Origin of the sequence: Modestobacter sp. VKM Ac-2983 (genome assembly GCF_026967885.1) — a bacterium.
Taxonomy (GTDB): domain Bacteria; phylum Actinomycetota; class Actinomycetes; order Mycobacteriales; family Geodermatophilaceae; genus Modestobacter.
In genome coordinates, this window is sequence record NZ_JAPVBK010000001.1 from 229,474 (window position 1) to 250,946 (window position 21,473).

General features: G+C 73.6%; 17 protein-coding genes. 12 read left to right on the top strand and 5 right to left on the bottom strand.

What is annotated here, in order from left to right; genetic code table 11:
* The 4 genes from O2W18_RS01040 to O2W18_RS01055 all read left to right on the top strand — a co-directional run bounded on the left by O2W18_RS01040 (position 1) and on the right by O2W18_RS01055 (position 4,381).
* Positions 1–495, top strand: a complete 495-nt coding sequence (locus O2W18_RS01040) for an acyltransferase (protein WP_269185730.1) — start codon at positions 1–3, stop codon at positions 493–495.
* Entirely contained in the window at positions 492–1,487 is a 996-nt protein-coding gene (locus O2W18_RS01045; protein WP_269185731.1) for a glycosyltransferase family 2 protein, read from the top strand. The genes O2W18_RS01040 and O2W18_RS01045 overlap by 4 nt, the downstream gene beginning before the upstream one ends.
* The gene (locus O2W18_RS01050; protein WP_269185732.1) at positions 1,484–2,671 is read left to right on the top strand and encodes a glycosyltransferase; all 1,188 of its coding nucleotides are present in this window, start codon (positions 1,484–1,486) and stop codon (positions 2,669–2,671) included. The genes O2W18_RS01045 and O2W18_RS01050 overlap by 4 nt, the downstream gene beginning before the upstream one ends.
* A 255-nt stretch (positions 2,672–2,926) precedes the next feature.
* Positions 2,927–4,381 carry a lipopolysaccharide biosynthesis protein gene (locus tag O2W18_RS01055; RefSeq protein WP_269185733.1) on the top strand — a complete coding sequence of 485 codons (1,455 nt, stop codon included), beginning with the start codon at positions 2,927–2,929 and terminating at the stop codon, positions 4,379–4,381.
* 75 nt (positions 4,382–4,456) lie between these two features.
* Here the strand turns inward: O2W18_RS01055 and O2W18_RS01060 are convergent, their stop codons facing one another.
* Positions 4,457–5,734, bottom strand: a complete 1,278-nt coding sequence (locus O2W18_RS01060) for a hypothetical protein (protein WP_269185734.1) — start codon at positions 5,732–5,734, stop codon at positions 4,457–4,459.
* 313 nt (positions 5,735–6,047) lie between these two features.
* The gene (locus O2W18_RS01065) at positions 6,048–7,754 is read right to left on the bottom strand and encodes a right-handed parallel beta-helix repeat-containing protein (RefSeq protein ID WP_269185735.1); all 1,707 of its coding nucleotides are present in this window, start codon (positions 7,752–7,754) and stop codon (positions 6,048–6,050) included.
* 235 nt (positions 7,755–7,989) lie between these two features.
* On the opposite strand from O2W18_RS01065, the gene O2W18_RS01070 reads away from it, so the two are divergent.
* Positions 7,990–8,844 carry a glycosyltransferase family 2 protein gene (locus O2W18_RS01070; RefSeq protein WP_269185736.1) on the top strand — a complete coding sequence of 285 codons (855 nt, stop codon included), beginning with the start codon at positions 7,990–7,992 and terminating at the stop codon, positions 8,842–8,844.
* A 58-nt stretch (positions 8,845–8,902) separates the two neighbouring features.
* On the opposite strand, the gene O2W18_RS01075 is transcribed toward O2W18_RS01070, so the two are convergent.
* Positions 8,903–9,832, bottom strand: a complete 930-nt coding sequence (locus O2W18_RS01075) for an SGNH/GDSL hydrolase family protein (RefSeq protein WP_269185737.1) — start codon at positions 9,830–9,832, stop codon at positions 8,903–8,905.
* A gap of 375 nt (positions 9,833–10,207) precedes the next feature.
* Here O2W18_RS01075 and O2W18_RS01080 point away from each other — a divergent pair, with 375 nt between their 5' ends.
* Complete coding sequence (locus O2W18_RS01080; RefSeq protein WP_269185738.1) at positions 10,208–11,728, top strand: sugar transferase; 1,521 nt, start codon at positions 10,208–10,210, stop codon at positions 11,726–11,728.
* Positions 11,729–11,738: 10 nt separating this feature from the next.
* Here the strand turns inward: O2W18_RS01080 and O2W18_RS01085 are convergent, their stop codons facing one another.
* Positions 11,739–12,836 (bottom strand): LCP family protein, encoded by a 1,098-nt coding sequence (locus O2W18_RS01085; RefSeq protein ID WP_269185739.1) that lies wholly within the window; start codon positions 12,834–12,836, stop codon positions 11,739–11,741.
* Between the two features lie 241 nt (positions 12,837–13,077).
* Here O2W18_RS01085 and O2W18_RS01090 point away from each other — a divergent pair, with 241 nt between their 5' ends.
* Positions 13,078–14,397, top strand: a complete 1,320-nt coding sequence (locus tag O2W18_RS01090) for a UDP-glucose dehydrogenase family protein (protein WP_269185740.1) — start codon at positions 13,078–13,080, stop codon at positions 14,395–14,397.
* Positions 14,398–14,405: 8 nt separating this feature from the next.
* Here the strand turns inward: O2W18_RS01090 and O2W18_RS01095 are convergent, their stop codons facing one another.
* Positions 14,406–15,548, bottom strand: a complete 1,143-nt coding sequence (locus tag O2W18_RS01095) for an acyltransferase family protein (protein ID WP_269185741.1) — start codon at positions 15,546–15,548, stop codon at positions 14,406–14,408.
* Positions 15,549–15,746: 198 nt separating this feature from the next.
* Here O2W18_RS01095 and O2W18_RS01100 point away from each other — a divergent pair, with 198 nt between their 5' ends.
* Genes O2W18_RS01100 through O2W18_RS01120 form a run of 5 tightly spaced genes read left to right on the top strand, consistent with a single transcriptional unit; the run spans position 15,747 to position 21,465 of the window.
* A complete protein-coding gene (locus O2W18_RS01100) occupies positions 15,747–17,225 on the top strand; it encodes a hypothetical protein (protein WP_269185742.1) in 1,479 nt (492 codons plus the stop codon).
* Positions 17,226–17,227: 2 nt separating this feature from the next.
* Complete coding sequence (locus O2W18_RS01105; protein ID WP_269185743.1) at positions 17,228–18,565, top strand: lipopolysaccharide biosynthesis protein; 1,338 nt, start codon at positions 17,228–17,230, stop codon at positions 18,563–18,565.
* Complete coding sequence (locus tag O2W18_RS01110) at positions 18,562–19,884, top strand: oligosaccharide repeat unit polymerase (RefSeq protein WP_269185744.1); 1,323 nt, start codon at positions 18,562–18,564, stop codon at positions 19,882–19,884. Before O2W18_RS01105 ends, O2W18_RS01110 begins: the two co-directional genes overlap by 4 nt.
* The gene (locus O2W18_RS01115) at positions 19,884–20,969 is read left to right on the top strand and encodes a glycosyltransferase family 4 protein (protein ID WP_269185745.1); all 1,086 of its coding nucleotides are present in this window, start codon (positions 19,884–19,886) and stop codon (positions 20,967–20,969) included. Before O2W18_RS01110 ends, O2W18_RS01115 begins: the two co-directional genes overlap by 1 nt.
* Positions 20,959–21,465 (top strand): hypothetical protein, encoded by a 507-nt coding sequence (locus O2W18_RS01120; RefSeq protein WP_269185746.1) that lies wholly within the window; start codon positions 20,959–20,961, stop codon positions 21,463–21,465. Before O2W18_RS01115 ends, O2W18_RS01120 begins: the two co-directional genes overlap by 11 nt.
* The last annotated feature ends 8 nt before the right edge of the window (positions 21,466–21,473 follow it).

Below are 21,473 nucleotides of genomic sequence, written 5' to 3' on the forward strand. Positions count from 1 at the left end.
GTGCATGTCGCGCGGCTGCTGCACTACTACGGCTACAGCCACGTCTCGCAGCGCCGGGCGGTGACCTTCGGTCCCGACGTCGCGCTCGCGCCCAACGTCTCCTTCCGCAACGGCGCCAACATCACCGTCGGCGCCGGATCGCACATCGGGGAGCGCTGCCTGCTGTGGGCCGGGGAGCGCGCGACGATCTCGCTGGGTGAGAAGGCGCTGCTGGGGCCGGAGGTCTTCATCACGGTGGCGAACTACCAGATGCGGCCCGGGGTGCCGGTGATGGACCAGCCGCGGGACGAGGCGGACGTCGAGGTGGGCGCCGGGGCCTGGTTGGGCGCCCGGGTCATGGTTCTGCCGGGCGTGCGCATCGGCGAGGGCGCGGTCGTCGGGGCTGGTTCGGTGGTCACCCGGGACGTCCCGGCCAACAGCATCGCCGTGGGGTCCCCGGCCCGGGTGGTCGGCACCCGCGACGCCTCGGTCTCCCGCACCCCGGACGCGGCGTGACCGCCGCTGCCCGGGCGCCCGGCCGCGTCGTCACCGTTTCGGTGGTCGTGGTGTCGTACGAGAGCGCGGCGGACCTCCCGGCCTGCCTCGACAGCATCGACGCCTCCGCGAGCGCCATGGTCCGCCCGCAGGTGGTCGTCGTGGACAACGCGTCCAGCGACGGGTCGGCGGAGCTGGTCGAGAGCCGCTACCCCGAGGTGCGGCTCGTCCGCGCCCCGGGGAACCTGGGCTTCGCCCGGGCGGTGAACCTCGGTGCGGCGGCCGCCGACGGCGAGTTCGTCCTCCTGCTGAACCCCGATGCCACCCTGCGTCCCGGCGCGCTCGAGGCGCTGGTCTCCTTCGCCCTGGACCGTCCGGAGCACGGCCTGTACGGCGGGCGGGTGGTCCTACCGGACGGAACGAACGACCCCAGCTCCTGCTGGGGTGAGATGTCGTTGTGGAGCCTCGCGTGTTTCGCCACGGGGCTGTCCACGCTGCTGGCGCGCAACCGGTGGTTCGACCCGGAGTCGCTCGGTCGCTGGGAGCGGGACAGCGTGCGGGAGGTCCCGGTGATCACCGGTTGCCTGTTGCTCGTCCAGCGTGCCGAGTGGGAGGCGCTCGGCGGCATGGACGAGACGTTCTGGCTCTACGGGGAGGACGCCGACCTGTCTCGCTCGGCACGACGGAAGGGGTTGCGCCCGGTGGTGGTCCCGGAGGCCGAGATCTGGCACACCAAGGGCGCCTCCTCGGCGGGGAGCAGCAAGATGCCGCTGGTGATGGCCGGGCGGGCGACGCTCATCCGCCGGCGTTGGAGGCGGCCGGCTCAGGCCCTGGGGCTGGCCCTCCTCACCGCTGGAGCGGCACTGCGGGCCGCCATCGGCCGGCTGACCGGGCGCGGTGCAGGGGACTGGCTGCGCGTCTGGGAGACACGGGCGCTGTGGCGGCGGGGGTACCCCGACGCACGCCGGCTCGTGGCAGCCGGCCCGGCCGCCGACCAGGGGAGCGGGCAGTGACGGTCGACCGGGACGCGGACGACGGAACGGCTGTCGCCGGGGAGGCCGAGGACTTCGTCTTCACTTTCGCCTTCGACACCTGGGGCGACGCGGTGGCCCGCGGCATGAGCCGACCACCGGAGCGACTGGTCACCACCATGATGGGGCACCCGCGGGTGCGCCGGCTGCTGGTCACCAACCCGTTGCGCAGTGCGCCGGTCCGGGCACTCCGGACGGTGCTCCGGTTCGGCGAGCCGCCTTTTCCGGCCAGCGACCGGCACACGCTGCTGACCCCGCTGCGGCTGCGCCGTGAGGACCCGACGGACGTCCCGCGGCTGGTGGCGACCTACCGGCACTACGACCGGGTCCTGGGGAGCGCGGCCGCGGCGCGGGGGCTCGTCGACCCGGTGCTGATCACCACCAACCCGTTCGTGGCCGCCTTCGCCCCGGCGGAGTGGGCACGGCGAGTGGTCTTCTACGCGCGCGACGACTGGTCCCAGCTGCCGGCCCGGCGCCGCTGGTGGCCCGGCTACCGCGCGGCCTACCGCGAGATCGCCGTGAACGGTCGGTCGATCATGGCTGTGTCGCCGCAGATCATCGAGAGGATCAGCCCCTCCGGGCCGTCCCTCGTGGTGCCGAACGGGATCGACGCGGGGGAGTGGCAGGGGCCGACGCCGGCTGCCCCCGACTGGTTCACCGCCGTCCCGGGGCCCCGCGCCGTGTACGCCGGCACCCTGGACTCGCGGATCGACGTGGCGGGGCTCCAGCGGATGATGGAGGCGCACCCGGAGCTGCAGCTCTTCCTGATCGGGCACGTTCCCGACCCGGCGCTGCTCGAGCCGCTGGTGCGGTCGCCGCGGGTGCACGTGACCGGTCTGGTGGACCGGGCGGGCATCGTCTCCGTGCTCCGCAACGCCGATGTCTGCCTGATCGCCCACCGCCGGACGCGGCTCACCGAGGCGATGTCCCCGCTGAAGCTCTACGAGTACCTCGCGGCGGGGTGCCCGGTGCTCACGCCGGCGCTGGGTCCGGTCCAGGACATCAGCCCGCACGTCCTGCTCACCGAGGACGTGGCCGGCTTCGCCGACCGACTCCCCGAGGCGCTCGCGCGCGGCCGGATGGACGAGGAGCAGCGGCAGTCCTTCGTGGCAGCCAACGCATGGACGGCGCGGCACGAGCAGATGCTCGACTTCTGCCTGGACTGAGCGTGCCGTCCGACATCGACCGGGCCCTGCGACGACGGGCCGACGACGACCTGCGAGCTGCGGATGGGCCGCGACCAGATCCGGCATGGCGGAGGAGGAGGTGGAGTCGTGCGACCAGGGTGGCGTAGGGCCTCCACCCGTGTGGCCACCGACCAACCGGGCCACGCGGTGTCTGTGGAGGACGTGCCCGAACCGGACGGGGCGGGCACCGGTGGCCCGGCATCCTCCGATCGACCTCCATCGGTGGGTCGGGCCATGCGCAGCGGCGCGGTCTGGACGGCGCTGAGCCGGGTCTCGATGCAGGTGCTGCAGCTGGCGGCCTCCGTCGTCCTGGCCCGACTGCTGCTGCCGGAGGACTTCGGCCTGGCTGCGGTGGTGACCACCCTCGCCGGGTTCGTCACGGTGTTCGCCGACTTCGGCCTCTCGACGGCGATCGTCCAACGAGAGACGATCAACGAGCGGATCCTCGCCACCGCCTTCTGGCTCAACGTCGGGCTGAACGTCGTCCTGGCGGTCATCGCCTGCCTGGTGGCCGCTCCGGTGGCCGGCTTCTTCGACATGCCGGAGCTGGAGAACCTGATCTACCTGGCCAGCCCCTCACTGCTGCTGGCCTTGACGACCGTCCAGATGGGCCTGCTGCGCCGTCGGTTCGACTTCCGCCGGCTGGGATTGAACGCGCTCCTCAAGACCGTGGTCACCGTCGCGGTCTCCGTCGGGGGCGCCTTCGCCGGCCTCGGGCCCGCGGCGCTCATCCTGGGACCGGTCGTGGCCACGGGGGTGGCGACCGCCCAGCTCTGGTGGTTCGTCCGGTGGCGGCCTGCGCACGGACCGGACCGGGAGAGCCTGCGCCAGCTCTGGTCGTACTCCCGCGGCCTGCTCGGATTCATGTTCGTCAACTACTGGACCCGCAACGCGGACAACCTCCTCGTCGGCAAGGTCCTGGGAGCCGCTCCGCTGGGGTTCTACGGCCGGGCCTTCAACCTGATGATGATCCCGATCATCCAGATGAACGCGATCCTGTCGACGGTCCTGACCTCCGGACTGAGCCGGGTGCAGAAGGACCAGGCCCAGCTGGGCCGGGTGTGGCTGACCAGCCTGAAGCTGTCCTGGCTGGTCGGTGCCCCCATGTCGGTCGGGCTGGCGGCGTGCGCCCCGGCGTTGGTGGAGACCCTGTTCGGCTCTCGGTGGATGCCGATGGTCCCCGTCCTCGTCCTGCTCTCCCTCGGCGGACCCGCTCAGCTGATCGGCTCGAACACCGGCCCCCTCTTCGAGTCGGTCGGCCGCACGGGCCTGCACTTCAAGCTCGGCCTGGTCAGCAGCGTGCTGGCGATCGTGGCGATCGCATGCGGGTTGCCGTTCGGCATCGTCGGTGTCGCGGCCGCCATCCTCATCAAGGACTGGATCGTCATCTGGGTGATCCTGTTCCCCGCACTCCGGATGGCGGGTCTGCGCATCGGGCAGCTGTTCCGCGCCCTGGCGGTCCCGGCCGGCGCGACGGCCACGATGGCGGGGCTGGTCCTGCTCACCGCGGTGCTCGTCGATCCGCTGGGCGCCCTGCCGACGCTGGCCCTGCAGGTCACCGTGGGCGCGGTGACGTACGCCGTCATCATCCTGCTGGCCGACCGGCGTTTCCTCGCCGAGGTCCGGGGAGGGGCGCCTGCACGGTCCTCGGAGCCCACCCCGGCGGCGCCCGTGTCCGAGCCGTTGTGACCGGCGCGTCGGCGAGCACGGGGGGATCGAGCACACGGGGGCCGGTCGACCGCCGACCGGTCCCGCAGGGGCCGCTCAGGTCCAGATGGTCCTGAGGTACTCGTCGGTCGGAGGGGGGCACAGTGCGTCCCACTCCTGCGCGGTGTACCGCCCGAGTGCCGGATCGACGTTCCAGCTCCCGCCGCCCGACATGATCGTGGACCGCGTCGACGGGTGGATGCGGGTGGTCGGGTCCACGCTCCCCCAGATCGCCGAGCTGTAGATGCCGCCCACGATCAGGTTGTCCTCGCGGGCGTGCAGCCGTCGCGCCGCCCCGCCACCGTTGATGGCTGCCGTCGAGGTGAACGGGCTGGTACCCGGCGGTCGGGGATAGCGGACGGCGGCGGTGGTCTCCGCGTCGAGGAGCAAGGTGTGCGTGAGGCTCAGGAAGTGCGTGATGGGACCGGTCGTCCCGTAGTAGTCGTTGATGAGCTCCTCGGTGGCCCGGATCTCGCTCTCCTCGTCGCTCCCGGCGAAGCCCCCGATCTGCAGTGCCGCGTTGTTCGAGCCCCAGAAGGCGCAGTCCTCGAAGGTCATGGCCCAGTAGAGGGAGGCGCCGTAGAGCTGCCACGAGTCGTTGTGCCCGTAGCCGGCAGTCTGTTCGCCGTCCGCGTCGTACTCGTCGACGGGCAGGTACTGCGGTGCGGTGTAGCAGCCGACGACCAGGCAGTCGTGGATCCAGCCGTTGCCGTCCGCCGGGCCGGCCGGCCCCGGGTAGCCCGAGCCCGTACCGGCCGGGTCGAGGTCGCCGACGCTGGGCTCCGGGACGACGACCTCGTAGGAGTCGCAGCGCGTCGTGGGCTGCCCGGTGGGGGCATCGGTGTCGGGGTCGGTGCCGCCGAGCCCGACCACCCGGTACGAGGCGAGCCTGGTCCACGCCAGCGCACTGTTGGTGCAGCCGGTCATCATAAAGTCCCCACCGGTCAGGCCGGCCAGGCACACTCCCTGGACCTCCTGGATCCGGACGTTCCCGGCCATGTCGACCGTCCCGAACCCGTCGCGCGGCCGGACGAGCACCCGACGGGCCCACCGGTCGCTCCCGGCGCGCGTCATGACCGGTGCGCGATCGTCGCTGGACTCCCGGCCCCGGAGCGTCCCGGGACGGATCTGCACCGCGGCGCCCTGCTCTACCTGCTCGGGGCTGAAGGAGTCGATGGCGGACGCGATCGCCGCCCAGGTGCAGTCCACCTCGACGACGTTCGGGATGTCCTTGGCGTGGTACCACGGGGTGTCGTCGGGCCAGTGGGTGCCGTTGGGCCCGTAGGAGGCCACCCGCGCCGGCTGCGGAGAGCCGTCCGCCGGGCGTGCGGGCACCGGCGGGGTCGTCTCCGGCGGGGGAGGGGTGGGGCGGGGGGAGCGGCTCGCCTCGCTCGGACTGCCGGCTTCGCAGGCGGCCAGCACCAGCCCGGCAGCTCCCCACAGGAAGTGCCTGCGCGGGAAACGCCCCGTGCGTTCCCGTGGCAGCGCTGTTTCGTCGGACACCCGAGGCCTCCCCGGAGGCGTTGTGCTGGCTGGTGCGGAGGAGACCCGCGATCCGCCCCACCCTACGTGCAGGGGGCCGGTCGCCAGTCGTGCGTCATCGGGACGCAGGCCTGGCGCCGGCCTCCCTGGTCGGCCTGGCGTGCGCTCAGCCGCCCACGCTGACGAGGGTCGGCGTGCTCCGCACCGGCTCGCCGACGGCCGGAGCAGCCTCGGCCAGCACGGGGTAGCTGCCGTCGGGGATCCGGCGGGTGTTGACCTCGAGCGTCCAGGTCCGCCCGCCGTCGAGGGTCGCACCCGGGGAGCTGATCCGGTACGAGGCCCCCGGGACGCTGAACGTCACCGCCGTCGCGGTGCCGCCGCCGATGGTCGCCGTCAGCACGACGGTGTCGGTGCGCGGCCTCGTCTCGGCGTCGACCTCGATGGTCAGCGGGGCGTCGGTCGACGGGGCGTCGGTTGACGGGGCGTCGGTTGACGGGGCGTCGGTTGACGGGGCGTCGGTTGACGGGGCGTCGGTCGGCGGGAGCAGAGGGGTGTCCGAGGGGGTATCCGGGGAGGCCGGCGGGGGCGCGATCGGCGACGGCTGCCCGGTGGCGGGGGCGGTGCCCGGCTCGTCGGCTCCCACGGTGCTCGCGGAGAACGGCTGCCCGTCGAAGTCGAGGGCGGTGCCCAGGCCTGCCGGGTAGGTGACCGGGACCGGCGTCACGCTCGTCGTCGGGCGCTGCGTCTCGGGCACGTGCAGGTCGACGGTGGGCTGGTCGACGAAGGCGGGGACGCCCTGCCGGTTGCCGTCCCGGCCCAACGCGTCAGGTGCGGCGCAGAGGCCCAAGTTCCACGTGCCGACGATCGAGTTCGTCATCGGGGTGTCACAGGCGGACAGGAACCCGAAGTAGTTCCGGTCGTTGACCAGACCGGGGATCGCGCCGATGCGGACGCTGCCGGTGGCGAAGGTGTTGTTGCGAACGGTCACGTTCCGGGCGATCTCCAGGCGGAGGTCGATGGCCGTGCCGTAGCGGCAGGCCTCACTCTGCACACGGCAGCCCATGACGAAGTTCGACTCGATCAGCACGTTGTCGATCCCCTGGCCGCGGCCGCCGGAGAAGATGAAGCTGGCGTTGTCGCAGTCGTGGATCGTGTTCTGCCGGATCACGACGTCCCGTGCGTCGAACAGCTGGATGCAGTCGGCGTGCAGCGGGCCGCCGAGCTGGTCGAAGGACCGGATGGTGTTGCCCTGGACGAGGATGTCGCTGCCGTCCTTGATCTGGACGCCGTCGATGCTGCTGCCGTTCTCGATGACGGAGTCCAGCAGGCGGGAGCCGTTCGCGCGCAGGAACACGCCCGCGCCGTCGACGTGCAGGTCACGCAGGGTCGCCCCGGTGGCCGTGGGGTGGACGTACAGGGTGTCCGTCACGCGCAGCCCCTCGATCCGCACGCCCGGGGCCTTGACCTGGAGCCCGGCGACGTCGACGGTCTGGCCGGCGGCGGGTCGCACGATCACCGGGTCCTCCTGGGAGGCGGCCGTGGCGGTGGCCTCGATCGTCAGCTCGGGGTAGCTGCCCGCGGCGAGCGTCACGACGTCGCCCGGATCGGCCTGGAGCAGACCGGATGCCGCCGAGCACGGCGCGGCGGCGGAGCACTCGGCGCCGGAGCCGATCGGGCTCACGGTCCGTTCCTGACCGGTCGGCTCCTGGAGGCCGACGGCCTCGGACACGGTGGTGATCTCGGCGCCGTCGGGAGAGGGGGCCGCCGAGGGTGCCGGCGTGGCTGAGGGCAGCAACGAGTACACCGCGCCCAGGACGAGGACCGCCATGGCGACCACCATCACCGTGGTGCGTGCGGCGCGGTGCAGTGTCATTCGGATCCTCCTGGGACCACCGGGTCGGCGGGTGCGGTGACGCGAGCCCGGACGGGCGACCGTGTCATGATCAGTACGTGTTCGCGTCCAGGCGCCGACGATGGCGGACGACGGTGACGGGGACGTGTCGAACAGGGAATTCGTGGATGACGCCCCGTGAGCGGACTGTAGTTCGACGGTCCCTTTCCGTCACGTGCGGTGCGACGGGCGTGACGGCTGTGACGGGAGTGGTCGGATGATCAGCGTGGTGGTCCCCGCGCACGACGAGGCGGCTCTGATCGGCCGCGGACTCCGCAGGTTGCTCGCGGATGCGCGAGACGGCGAGTTCGATGTGGTCGTGGTGGCCAACGGCTGTTCCGACGACACCGCAGCCGTCGCTCGTGCCGTCGGTGGTCCGGTGCGGGTGGTGGAGACGCCTCGCGGTGGCAAGATCCACGCGCTCAACCTGGGCGATCAGCATGCGCGGGGCTTCCCGCGCCTGTACATCGATGCCGACGTCGAGGTCAGCACCGCCACCGCTCGTGCCGTGGCCGAGGCCCTCCGCCGCGGTCCTGCACTGGCTGCCGGCGCCCGGCCACGGCCGCGAGGGGACCGGTCACCCCGACTCGTCCGCTGGAACTACGAGGCCTGGACCCGTCTGCCGGTGCTGAACCGGGCGTACGTGGGCTCGGGCCTGTACGCCGTCTCCGCCGAGGGGCACCGGCGGATCAGCCCGTTCCCGGACATCGTCGCCGACGACGAGTACGTCCGCCGCAGCTTCCGGGAGTCCGAGCGCATCGGTGTGCCCGAGGAGTTCGACATCCACCTGCCGCTCAGCGTCTCGGCCTACGTACGTCGCGCGGTGCGGGTGCGTCGCGGCAACGTCGACCTCATGACGACGGCCGGGAACGTGTCGCCGGACGAGGCGCCCCGGGGGCTGCGGCCGGCACTCGGGCTGCTCGCGGATCCGCGGTCCTGGCACCGGGTGGCCTCGTTCATCGTCCTGAACTCGCTGGTCCGCGTCGCCGGGCGGTTCTTCACCGGCGCGCGGGACACCTGGTACCGCGACGAGAGCGTGCGCCGGGCCGCCGGGCCGGAGTCGGCCGGCTGAGGTCGGTCACCTCCGTCCGCACCCCGCCGGTGCGGCCCCGGTGACCGGGCACTCCCTCTCAGGGGGCGAGCGCGTCCATCTGCTGGGTTCCCGCGGCGGCGTCCCAGACGGCCTCGGCCAGCTCTGCCTGGCCGGTGGTGGACGGGTGGAAGGCGTCGACGTCCGAGAGGTCGTCCGGCTCCGGCAGCCAGTCGTGCACCGCACCGGCGTCGTAGACGCAGTTGTCGACGGCGGCGCAGGCCGCCGCCAGCTGTTCGTTGAGCTGGTCGACGCGCTCCTGGACCGCGGCCACCCGCTCGCCGTCCGCCTCTGGTGACCCGGACGCGCTGCCGGTCAGACTCCGGCACACGCGCGTGGCGGCCCACGCGTCCCGGGCCTGGGAATCGCCCCGGAAGCTGGCGTAGATGGACGCGACACCGGGCACCGACGCCAGCACCGTCACGGCGCCGGGAGCGCGTTCGCCGACCGTCTGCAGGACCTGGTCGATGGCGGCCCGGAACTCCTCCGGAGACGTCATGGCGGCCACGCTCCCCGTGCAGACGTCGTTGGAGCCGACGAGGACGGTGACCAGGCCCTCCCCGTCGGTCGGCACGATGCGCTGGGCCTGGCCGGCGAGGTCGGCTGCCATGGCCCCGGGGCGGGCGAAGTTCGAGGTCGGCACGTCGGTGACGCCCCATGCCTCGGCGAGACGGGCCCGGATGCTGTCAACCGCAGGATCCTCGCCGGTCACCCAGGAGGCCTCGGGGCAGGCTGTCGCCTCACCGCAGGCGCCGAACCCGACGGAGATGGAGTCCCCGAGGGCCAGGAGGACCGGCGCGGAGCCGTCGGAGGGGGTGGTGCCCTCGTCCGCGGGGCCGCCGCTCTGCCCGGGTGCGGCCGTGCTGCCGGCGGTGTCGTCCTGGTTCCCGTCGTCCCCGCTGGAGGTACAGCCGCTGATCAGCAGGAGGACGGCCAGACCGCTGGTGGAGACTGCTGTCCGGAGGCGCACCCGGCCATGCTGACACATCATCGTGGGGCATCACGGGGACCGAGTCCCAGATCACGCCGTCCGGGCCGCTCGCCGCTGACCTGGCCCAGGTCGGGCAGCTGACCGGGACCGAGCCGGAGCCCATGCCCCGCCGACCTGGGTGGATCGCGATCCTGCGCGGCATTCGGAACGCTTTGTGGTGTGCCCCTCGCGGACAGCAATGCCCACTCCGAGTTCGTTGCGTGGAGCGTGCTAAGTCCCGCTCAACTCTCCCGGGAGGAGGAGGACCCCCTTAGGTTCTCCCTACCCGTTGCACGACGCCGTCTCCGGGCCACTCGACCCCACGTCGAGAACCGACCTGCTGCACGCGTTGTCCCAACGGGGGGGAATCGGAGCATGACCCTGCTCGAAAGCGGCCAGCGCGCCGCCACCGACGGCCGTCCGAACGCCGATCGTCGCAGGGCATGGTCGATCGCCCGACTCCGCGGTGAGGGCACGGCAGCCCGTCGTGCCTGGAAGCCCGCGTACGTCCGGCGGGTGGTGATCGGGGACGTCGTCTGTGCGTTGGCGGCCGCTCTGGTCGGCTACCTCGTCCGGTTCGGCCCCGGCGTCAGCGGCTTCCCGGCCCAGCAGGCCTCGCGCTGGATGGTCGCCCTCCTCCCGCTGGTCTGGATCGGGGCGATGCTGGTCGGGCGGGCTTACGAGCAGCGTTTCCTCTGGGTCGGTCCCGAGGAGTTCCGGCGGGTCTTCTTCGCCGCCGTCCTGCTGCTGGCCGGGGTGGGGACGTTCAGCTGGGCCTTCCGACTCGAGATCGCGCGTGGCTTCGTGGTCGTCGCCCTGCCGCTCGCCGCTCTGCTGACGCTCCTGCAGCGCTACGCCCAGCGGACCTGGCTGCACCGGCGCCGCGCACAGGGCGACCTCCTCCAGACGGCTCTCATCGTCGGGCATCGCAGTGGTGTGGTGGCGCTGCACGAGCAGATCGACCGGGAGGCTTATCACGGCTACCGGGTCATCGGTTGCTGTCTCCCGCCAGCCCCCGCCGGTGCCGAGCAAGTGGTCTTCGATGGAATCCCGGTGCTCGGCACCCTCGACGAGGTCGTGGACGTGGTGCGCGAGTACGAGGTCGACACCGTCGCCTTGCTGCCGTCTCCCGAACTCGACGGGCCAGCGCTGCGTCGGCTCGGGTGGGACCTGGAGAAGACCAGTGCCGAGCTCCTGCTCGCGCCCGCGGTGACCGAGATCGCCGGCCCGAGGGTGCGCATCCGGCCGGTCTGCGGTCTGCCGCTGCTGCACCTGGAGCGACCGGAGCTGCGCGGCGTGCGCAGGCTCACCAAGGAGAGCTTCGACCGCTCCGCTGCAGTGGTCGGACTCCTGCTCATGGCACCGCTGCTGGCCATGATCGCCGTGGTGGTCGCTGCGACGAGTCGCGGTGGCGTCTTCTACCGGCAGGAGCGGGTCGGCCGGGATGGCCAGACCTTCGGGATGTTGAAGTTCCGGAGCATGGTGGCCGGTGCCGATCGGATGGTCGAGACGCTCGAGGGCAGCAGCGACGGCAACGGCGTGCTGTTCAAGATGAGGGGCGATCCGCGCGTCACCCGGATCGGCGCGGTGCTGCGCCGCTACTCCCTCGACGAGCTGCCTCAGCTGATCAACGTGGTGCGGGGCGACATGTCGTTGGTCGGTCCCCGGCCGCCGCTCCCCACCGAGGTCGAGCGGTACGGCTTCGACATGCACCGGCGGTTCCTCGTCAAGCCGGGCATCACCGGTCTCTGGCAGGTCAGCGGCCGCTCCGACCTGTCCTGGGACGACTCGGTGCGCATCGACGTCCGCTACGTGGAGAACTGGTCACTGGCCTTCGACTTCATGATCCTCTGGAAGACCGTGGGTGCCGTCTTCCGGGGCTCCGGCGCGTACTGATCCCTGTCCGTCAGCGGGGGACGTCCTGCAGCGCTTCGTCGGTGAACTCTTCGGCGTTCTGCCCCAGCGAGTCGGTCCGCAGGTAGCCCCACATGCGCTCCCCGGTGGTCTGGTCCAGGTAGACGACGCTGGCCGCGCCCTCGGTTCCGGTGCCGAGCACCGGCGCGGTGAAGAACGCGACGTCGGCCGGGGTGAGGTCGCGCAGCGAGTAGGCCAGGGACAGCAGGTCGCCGTTGCCGAGGGCGTCGTCGACGGCGACCGCGTCCGTGACCGCCAGCAGCGTCGCATCGAGCTTGCCCGGCGAGGTGAAGACCTCCTGGCTGAACAGCTTGGTGAACATCGCCCGCAGGTAGTTCTGCTGCCGCTTCACCCGGTCGAAGTCGCCGCCGGGGAGGTCGTACCGCTGGCCGACGTACCAGCGGGCCTGGTCGCCGTTCAGGTGGTTGAGCCCCGCGGTGAAGGTGTACGGCCCGTTGCTCGTCGTCTCCGAGACCTCGACGTCGACGCCACCGAGGTCGTCGGTCACCTGGATCAGCCCGGCGAAGTCGATCGCCGCGTAGTGGTCGATCCGGACGCCGGTCAGTTGCTCGATCGTCTGGACGAGCAGCGTGGGGCCGCCGAGGGCGTAGGCGGCATTGACCTTGTTCCTGCCGTGCCCGGGGACGTCCACCCAGGAGTCACGGGGGATGGAGACGACCTGGACACGTTCCCGGTCGCCGGTGAAACGGGCCAGCATGATCGCGTCGGAGCGGGCATCGGGCAGCTCACCGGGGGCGATCTCGGCGCGGGTGTCGGAGCCCACCAGCAGGAAGGTGACCGGGTCGGCGGCGGTCTCGGGCTGGTCGACCGGTGAGGCGGCAGCGGGGCGTGCGTCGTCCTCGAGCGCGGCGAAGACGTCGCCGACCCGGTCGACGTTGCTGCCGTACCGGTTGCTGATCAACCACAGGCCGCCGCCGATGACGAGGGCGGCCACCAGTCCGAGCACGCCGAGGCTGATCAGCGTGCGCCGCACCCGCCGGGGGGCGGGCTCGACCCCCTCGGTGGTCGTGCAGTCCGACTGGTCTGGTCCGCCAGCGGGAGGCTCGTCGCCCGGTGCCCGGTCGCTCATGTGCAGCCTCCTCTGTGTTCCCGGCCCGGACCGTAACCGCAGAGTGATCACGGGAACCCGGCTCGATGGGCCGCATCACCCGGGCGAGGGGCTGTGGGGCGGCGGATCCGTGACCTTCCTCCCATCGGGCGACTGGTCCGCCGCTCTGGGTCACGACGGCTGGCGTCCGGTCGCGTCCGTTGTCTACGGTTCGCGGGGGCTGGGCGCGTCGGGTGTCCGCCGGTAGGGGAGTGACACGCGCATGAAGATCTCGGTCATCGGTTGTGGGTACCTGGGTGCGGTGCACGCGGCCTCGATGGCCGAGCTCGGGCACGACGTCGTCGGCATCGACGTCGACCAGCCCAAGATCGACGCGCTGCAGCGGGCCAAGGCGCCGTTCTACGAGCCCGGCTTCGAGGAGCTGCTCGGCACCTCCCTGGCATCCGGGCGTCTCCGGTTCAGCACCGACATGGCTGACGCCGCCGACGCCGTCGTCCACTTCGTCTGCGTGGGCACCCCGCAGAAGCGCGGGGAGTACGCCGCCGATCTGCGCTTCGTCGAGTCGGCCGTCGAGGGGCTGCTGGCCGCGCTCAAGCCCGGTGACCTGGTCGCCGGCAAGTCGACGGTGCCGGTCGGTACGGCGGCCCGGCTGGCGGAGCTGGTGTCCGACAAGGTCCCGGGGGCGATGCTCGCCTGGAACCCGGAGTTCCTGCGGGAGGGGTTCGCCGTGCAGGACACGCTGCACCCGGACCGGCTGGTCTACGGCCTGCCCGCCGGGCCCGAGGGTGAGACGGCGCGGGCGATGCTGGACGAGGTCTATGCCTCGATCGTGGCGGCGGGGACTCCGCAGGTGGTGACCGACTACGCGACGGCGGAGATGGTGAAGACGGCGGCGAACTCGTTCCTGGCCACGAAGATCTCCTTCATCAACGCGATGGCCGAGCTGTGCGAGGCCACCGGCGCCGACGTCAAGCAGTTGGCCGACGCCATCGGCCATGACGACCGGATCGGCCGCAAGTTCCTCAACGCCGGTCTGGGGTTCGGTGGTGGGTGTCTGCCCAAGGACATCCGGGCGTTCATGGCCCGGGCCGGGGAGCTGGGTGCGGATCAGGCGCTGACGTTCCTGCGCGAGGTGGACAACATCAACATGCGTCGGCGGATCCGGATGGTGGAGCTGGCCCGCGAGGTCTGTGACGGGTCGCTGGTGGGCAAGCGGGTGGCGGTGCTGGGTGCGGCGTTCAAGCCCAACAGCGATGACATCCGGGACTCCCCGGCGCTCAACGTCGCCGCGCAGCTGCAGTTGCAGGGTGCGGCGGTGCGGGTGACCGACCCGGCGGCCGGGGACAACATCCGGCGCAGCTGGCCGCAGTTGGACGCCGTGGACACCCCCGAGGAGGCCGCCGACCGTGCCGATGCGGTCCTGGTGCTGACCGAGTGGCAGCAGTACCGGGACCTGGACCCGGTCTCCTTCGGGAAGATCGTGGGGCAGAAGCGGATGCTCGACGGCCGCAACGCCCTGGACCGTGACCGCTGGGTCGCGGCGGGCTGGACCTACCGGGCACTGGGCCGCCGCGCCGGCTGACCCGGCGTCTACCGGCGGGCGTCGGCCCGGTCGCGCGGCGGGGTCGCCGCCCGTCGGCGGTGCGCGCCCACGCGGCGGGCGGGAGCCGGAGCACTGGGTCCGGTGGGCCGCGGGCCGAGAGCCGGCGGCAGGTCGAACAGCCAGTTCGCCCACGGGCGGTCGGCCGTGAACGTCGCGACGGCGAACGGGATGCCGACGCCGGCCAGGATCGCCAGCGTGGCGATGACGTACGGCTGGTCGACCCCGACCCGCACGAGCACGACCCGCACCCCGGCGACGACCAGCACGTGGGCCAGGTAGATCGGCAGGGTGCGGCGGCCGATCGCGGCCAGCAGGTCGCGCAGCGGCGGCACCCGGGTCACGAGCACCGAGACGGCGAGCAGCGCGATCGTCCCGGCGACCGCAGCGCCCAGGCTCAGCGCCCGCTCGGCCAGGCCGACCTCGGCCGGCAGCGTCGACGGGACGACGTCGGCCTGCAGCAGCACCCCGAGCGAGGCGGCGCCCAGCAGCCCGGCCGCCGTCCAGGCCCAGAGCGGGGCCTGCATCCAGGTGCCCAGCCGGGCCAGTCCGACGACGGACCCGGCCGCCGCGAACGCCAGCAGCGAGAGCCCGGTCAGCCCGAACAGGGTCGGGTTCCAGCCCCAGGTGAGCAGGCACACCAGCAGCAGCGCACCGCCGCCCAGCAGCCGGCGGGCCGGGCCCTGCCACGGCCGCAGCACCGCCAGCAGGACCGCCGTCACGATCAGGAACGGCAGGAACCACAGGTGGGCGAACGGCTCCCACACCCGCCAGACCGCCCCGGGCTCCCGCGGCACGTTCTTGACGTCGTTGGTCGCCAGCTCGGCGACGCTCTGCACCAGGTACCAGAGCAGGTAGAGCCAGAGCATCAGCGTGGCCCGCTCGCGGACGTAGCCGGCCGCCCCGCGCGTGACCACCGCCCGGGGCACGAACAGCCCGAGCAGGAACGCCAGGGCCGGCATCCGGAACAGGTAGAGCGCGGAGTTGACCACCTCGAGCGGGTGGTCGGTGGGGATCAGGCCGGCGTTCAGCATGCCGTCGATCGAGTGGTTGGCCGCCACCCCGATGATCGCCACGGCCCGCGCGACGTCGATCGCCGCCACCCGCTGCGGGCGGGCGGGGGCCTCGGTCACGCGGCAGAGCCTAGGTGTGGATCTTCCTCTGTCCACCCGGGGTGTGTGGATGTATCCGCAGGTCAGCGGCTCGTTCCCTGCTGTCCACCCGGCGTTCACCCGGAGGGATGACGCGATCCGGCGCCATCAGCCGAGCCCTATCATCTGGACGCTGTTGCGGGCGGACTCCGCCGATGGCACGAGGGAGGACGCACGCACATGAGCAGCTCGACGGGCCGGCCGGCCGGCACTGACCCAGGCGACGCAGACACCCGGGCCGACACCTGGCCCGGGCCGGCTGCACCGCTGGCCTGGCTGGCCCGGCTGGCGCTCGTCGGCGCCCTCCTCGGTGGGCTGCTCGGCCTCCTGGTCGGGGTCTCCGCCGAGGAGGAGGTCACCGCCTCCGCCACCTTCGAGGTCGTGCCCGACGCCCAGGTGCTCAGCGGCCCGCTGCCGACCACGACGCAGACCGGTGCCGACGACTCCCTGGTCGCCGGCCAGCTCGAGGCGCTCGACGCGCTCCGGCTGAGCCAGGAGCCGCAGCCGGACGGCGCGGTCACCGTCTCGGTCGCCCAGGTCGGCACCTCCGACGTCCTGCGGATCAGCGCCACCGCCCCCACCGCCGAGGAAGCGGAGCAGGCCGTGACGGCGCTGCTCGACGGCTACGTCGTCGCCCGCCAGGAGGCTGCCGGGACGGCGGTCACCGCGGCGCTGGCCGCGGTGCAGCAGCGGCTGGACGCCCTCGGCGAGCCGGGCGCGGTGAACAGCCCCGTGGCCCAGGAGGTCGAGCGGCTGCTCGCCCAGCAGAGCCAGCTCCAGGGCGCCGCCACCCGGATCCCCGACCTGGTGCCGGTGCTCCGCGCCCCCACCCTGGACGAGGAGACCGGCGCACCGGCCGCGCTGCTGTCCACCGTGCTGGGCACCGTGCTCGGTGCCGTGCTGCTGCTGGCCGCCGGGGCCGTGTGGCGGGCGACCTCCGACCGGCTGTTCGACGCCCGGCTGCTCGTGGCGGCCGGGGTGCCCGTGCTGCTGCCGCGGCTGCCCGCCGGGCGGGTGCGCCACCGCAGCGCACAGGTGCCGGCCCAGCTGCCCCGGGCCGGCGCGCTCTCCGCGGCCCGGCTGCTCGCCCCGCAGGTGCTCGACGCCGGCGGCCGCAGCCTCGTCGTGGTCGGCGCGGACGAGCGGGCCGGGGCCGCCGAGGTCGCCTGGGAGCTGGCCTGGGCGATCTCCTCCACCGGCGCCCCCGTGGTGCTGGTGACCACCGCGGCGCACGCGCACAGCAGCCGCCCGACCGGGTCGGCGGAGTTCCCCGGCGAGCGGGTGCTCACGCCGCTGCTGACCGTCGTCGCCCTCCCGCCGCACGACGGCGACGCGGTGCTCGCCGCGACCGTCGCCCGGCACACCGCGACCGGCCGGCAGGTGCTGCTGCACGCCCCGGCGCTCACCTCCGTCGCCCGGTTCGACGAGACCGCCCGGCACGCCGAGCGGGCCGTCGTCGTCGTGGGGGAGGGGGTCTCCTCGCTGGAGGACGCGCTGGCCGCGGTCCGGGACGTTGCGTCGTCGGGCCCGGCGCTGCAGGGCGTCGTCGTCACCACCACCGGGCGGCACCTGGCGCGCGAGCGGCCCCAGCCGTCCTCCCCGCGGGCTGCGGAGGAGACGACGTCCCCTCGGCAGGAGCCCGTCGCCAGCGAGGCCTGACCGTGGCGGTCCAGGCGGGGGAGCAGACCCAGGAGGTCCGCCGGAGCTTCGGCCTGCGCATGGTCGTGGCCGTGCTCGGGCTGGTCGCCACCTTCCTGACATCGGTGCTCGCGGTCCGCACCCTCGACGCCCGGGCGGCCACCGGGTTCCTGGCCGTGCTCGGCGCCCTGATGCTCGGGCCGATGGTCGGCCGGCTGGGCCTCGGGCAGCACGCCATCCGGGCGATCGCCGCGGCCGCGACACCGGCCGAGGTGGCCGCCCAGGTGCTCGCCCACCTGCGCGCGGTCGCGCTGCTGAGCGTGGTCACCGCACCGGTGGTCGCCTGGGTCGCCACCGCCGTCGTCCGGGACGACCGGGCGCTGGTCGTCGCGCTGGTCGCTGCGCTGATCGTGCTGGAGACCCTGCGGCTCACCATCAGCGACGTGTACGCCGCGGTCGGCCGGATCCGCTGGTCGGTCGCGGCCACCCACCACAGTCGCTCGGTGCTCGCCCTGCTCGCCATGGTCGCCGTCGTCCTGGTCCAGGGCGGCCGGACGACGCTGGTGGAGCTGTTGACCGTCTACGCCGCGACGTCGGTGGTGCTGCTGGCGGTGATGCTGCTCCGGCTGCCGCTGCGGGCCCGGGTGCGCGGCGCCCGCTGGTGGTCGCCGATGGCCGCCGCCGTCGCGGGCGGGGCCTGGCTGTTCACCGTCGAGCTCGGCGCCTTCCTGGTCGGCCGCGGCGACGTCTGGCTGGCCGGCTGGGCCTTCCCCGGCGAGCAGGCGCTGCTCTACTCGACCGCCAGCGTGCTCGCCATGCAGGTGACGGTGCTCGAGGGGCTGGCCAACATCGCGATCACCCCGGTGGCCGCCCGGCTGGAGGCCCAGGGGCGGCGGGACCGGGTGCTGGCGCTGCTGTCGGCGGCGGCCACCGTGTCGAGCGCGGTGACCGTGGTGCTGGTCGCCGCGGCCTGGCTGCTCGCTCCGCAGGTGCTCACGCTCTACGGCCCGGGCCTGGACGACGCCGCCCCGTACCTCTCCGTGCTCGCCACCGGCGGCCTGGGCATGGCCGTCTTCGGCTCCTGCGCGGTGCTGCTCGTGGTCACCGGCCACGGCCGCACCGCCGCCCGCGCCGTCGGGGTGGCGCTGCTGGTGGTCGTGCCCGCCGCCGTGCTCGCTGCGCAGCTGGGCGGCCCGCTGGCGCTGGCTCTCACCAGCGCCGCGGCGACCGTCGTGCTGTTCGGCTCCTACGCGGTCGTCTGCCGCCGGGCCTTCGGGACGGCGCCGCTGCCGGGGCTGCAGCTGCGCCACAGCCTGCGGGTGCTGGCCGGCCGCGAGCCCGACCACGTGGGCGCACGGTGAGCACCCGGATCACCGCCGTCCGGCCCCGGGCGGCGGACCTCGGCGGCCGGCCCGGGGGCGTGTGGTGGCTCTCCCCGATCGCGCTCATCGGCCTGGTCGCGCTGCCCGCCACCTGGCTGAGCCTGGCCATCGCCGACGAGCGGTACCGGGCGCTGTGGGGAACCCCGAAGGCGGTCAACCTGGAGTGGACGCTGTGGTTCACCGCCGGCCTGCTCCTGTTCCTGGGCGGCGCGCTGCTGCCGGGGCTGCGCGGCGTCCGCCGGGTGCCGGGCTGGCCGGCGCTGTCGGCCGGTGACCTGCGCGTCCTCGACCGGGCGGCCACGGTGCTGTTCTGGCTGACCATGCTCGGCTACCTGGCCTACGGCATCAACGCCGTCCGGGTGGGGCTGGACCCGGTGGTGCTGGTGACCGCGCTGATCGACCAGGAGCTCTACGGCCTCGGCATCCGCGACCAGCTGGGCACCGTGCCCGGGCTGACCACGATGACCCAGTTCGGCGTCGCCTTCGTCGTGCTGACCGGTGTGCTGCTGCTGGCGCAGGGGCGCCGGCCGCAGCACCTGCGCCGGCTGGCGGTGGTCGCCTTCCTGGCGCTGCTGCGCGCCTTCTTCGTCACCGAGCGGCTGGCCCTGCTCGAGCTGCTCGTGCCGCTGCTGGTGCTGGTGGTCGCCGGGATGTCGCGGACCAGCCGGGGCACCCGGCGGGCCGCGTTCCTGCCGGCGCTGCTGGCGCCGGTGGTGGTCGTGGTCTTCGCCGCCTTCGAGTACTCGCGCAGCTGGGTGTTCTACGCCGCGCAGGGCGGCCAGTCCTTCCCCGTCTTCGTGGTGGAGCGCTTCGCGGGCTACTACGTCACCGCCTACAACAACGGCGTGATCCGGCTGCTGCACCAGGAGCAGGCCGGGCTGCCCTACGACCTGTGGTCGGCGTTCTGGACGGCGCCGGGCATCGGCAGCCTCAACCTGTTCCGGTCGCTCACCGGCGTCGACCCCGAACCGGCGTACACCCTGGCCCTCACCCAGTTCGGCAACCCCGAGTTCAACAACTACGGCGCCGTGGCCAGCCCGTTCGTCGACCTGGGCATCGCCGGCGGGCTGCTGTTCTTCCTCGGCGCCGGGCTGCTCACCGGCACCCTGCACCGCGCCCTGCGCGAGGGCCGGATCTGGGGCCTGCTGCTCTATCCGCTGTTCGTGCTCACCATGCTGGAGCTGCCGCGCTACTTCTACCTCGGCCAGGGCCGGGCCACCCCGGGGCTGGTCGCCCTGGTGGTGGTGGCGCTGCTGGTCAACCGCGGCCGGCGCCGCCGCGCCGGAGCCGTGCGCTGATGGCCCGCCCGCTGCGCTACCTGCTGATCGGCACGCACGTCCCGCCGTCGGGCGAGGGCGGGGGGATGGTCCGCTACGTCGTCCAGCTGGCCCGCGGGCTGGCCGCCCGGGACGACGTGGAGCTGCACGTGCTGGCCGGCGCCGGTGCGCAGGGGGCCTTCACCCACCTGGTCGACCGCGACCGGGTGCACACCCTGCCCGGCCGCGGCCCGCTGGTCTCCGCCGTGGAGCGGCTGGCCGGCGCGCGGGTCGGCGGCCGGATGGACGTCGTGCACGGCACCAAGCACCTGCTGCCCCGCGGGGTGGCCGGCGTCGGCGTGCTCACCGTGCACGACATGCTGGCCCTGGACCGCCCGCACGACTTCGGCCGGGCCAAGCGCTGGCTGGTCCGCCCCCCGTACCTGGCCTCGCTGCGGGCCGCCGACGCCCTGGTCTGCGTCAGCGCCGCCACCCGGGAGCGGCTGGTCAGCTACCTGCCGTCCACCGCCCCGCGCACGTCCGTGGTGCACCACCCCGATGGCTCCTCGCTCACCGACGTCGCCGCCGAGACCGTGCCCGAGCTGGCCGGCCGGCCGTTCGCGCTGGTCGTCGGCGACCCCTCACCGCGGAAGAACGTCGGCCTGGTCGTCGACGCCTGGGCGCAGGTGCGCGCCGCCGTCCCCGACGCCGTGCTCGTGGTGGTCGGCCCGGACAGCTGGGGGCCCACCGACCGCGGCCGGGCCTTCGCCGAGCTGGCCGCCGACGGCGCGGTGGCCGCGCTGGGCCACGTCCCCGACGCCCGGCTGCGGTGGCTCTACGAGCGCGCCCGGGTGGTGCTGTGCCCCAGCCTCGCCGAGGGCTTCGGGCTGCCCGCCGCGGAGGCGCTCGGGCTGGGGGCACCGGTGCTGACGTCGGAGGACCCGGCGCTCGCCGAGGCCTCCCCGGCCGGTGCCCAGCGGCTGCCCGGGCGCCGTCCCGAGGTGTGGGCCGCCGCGATGGTGGAGCACCTGGGCCGGCCCCGGCCGCCGGTGCTGCTCCGGCCGGCCCGTCGGAGCTGGGACGACGTCGTCGAGGAGACCCTGGAGGCGGTGCGCCGTGCCCGCTGACGTGCGCGCCATCCTCTCCACCCCGGTGTTCGGCGAGGTGCTGGGCGTGCTGCACGTCGCCGGCCCCGCCGAGCTGGCGACGGCCCGGGCGGTTGCCGCCGCGCAGACCACGGCCGGTTGGCGCACCGGCGTGCTGGCGCCCGACGCACTGCCGGAGGCGCCGCTGGACGACGTCGACGTGGTGGTGCTCTGGGGCCGTCGCGCCGCCGCCGGGCGGGACGTCGTCGCCGGCCGCCGGGCGACCGTCGTCGTCCTCGACGCCCGGGACGTGCGGGCGGTGCTGACCTCGCCGCTGCACTGGGCCCGCGAGCTGCGCCGGACGGCGCGCACCAACCTGTTGCTGGTGCCCGCCGGTCTGGCCGAGCGCTACACCCGCTGGGCGCCGCCGGTGCCGCTGGCGCACCGCCCCGAGGGGCTGCCGGAGCCCGACGCGGTCACCGTGCTGTCCGCGTGGACGGCGCGGGCGCACGCCTTCGGGGCCCGGCCTCCCGGCTGAGCCGGCGG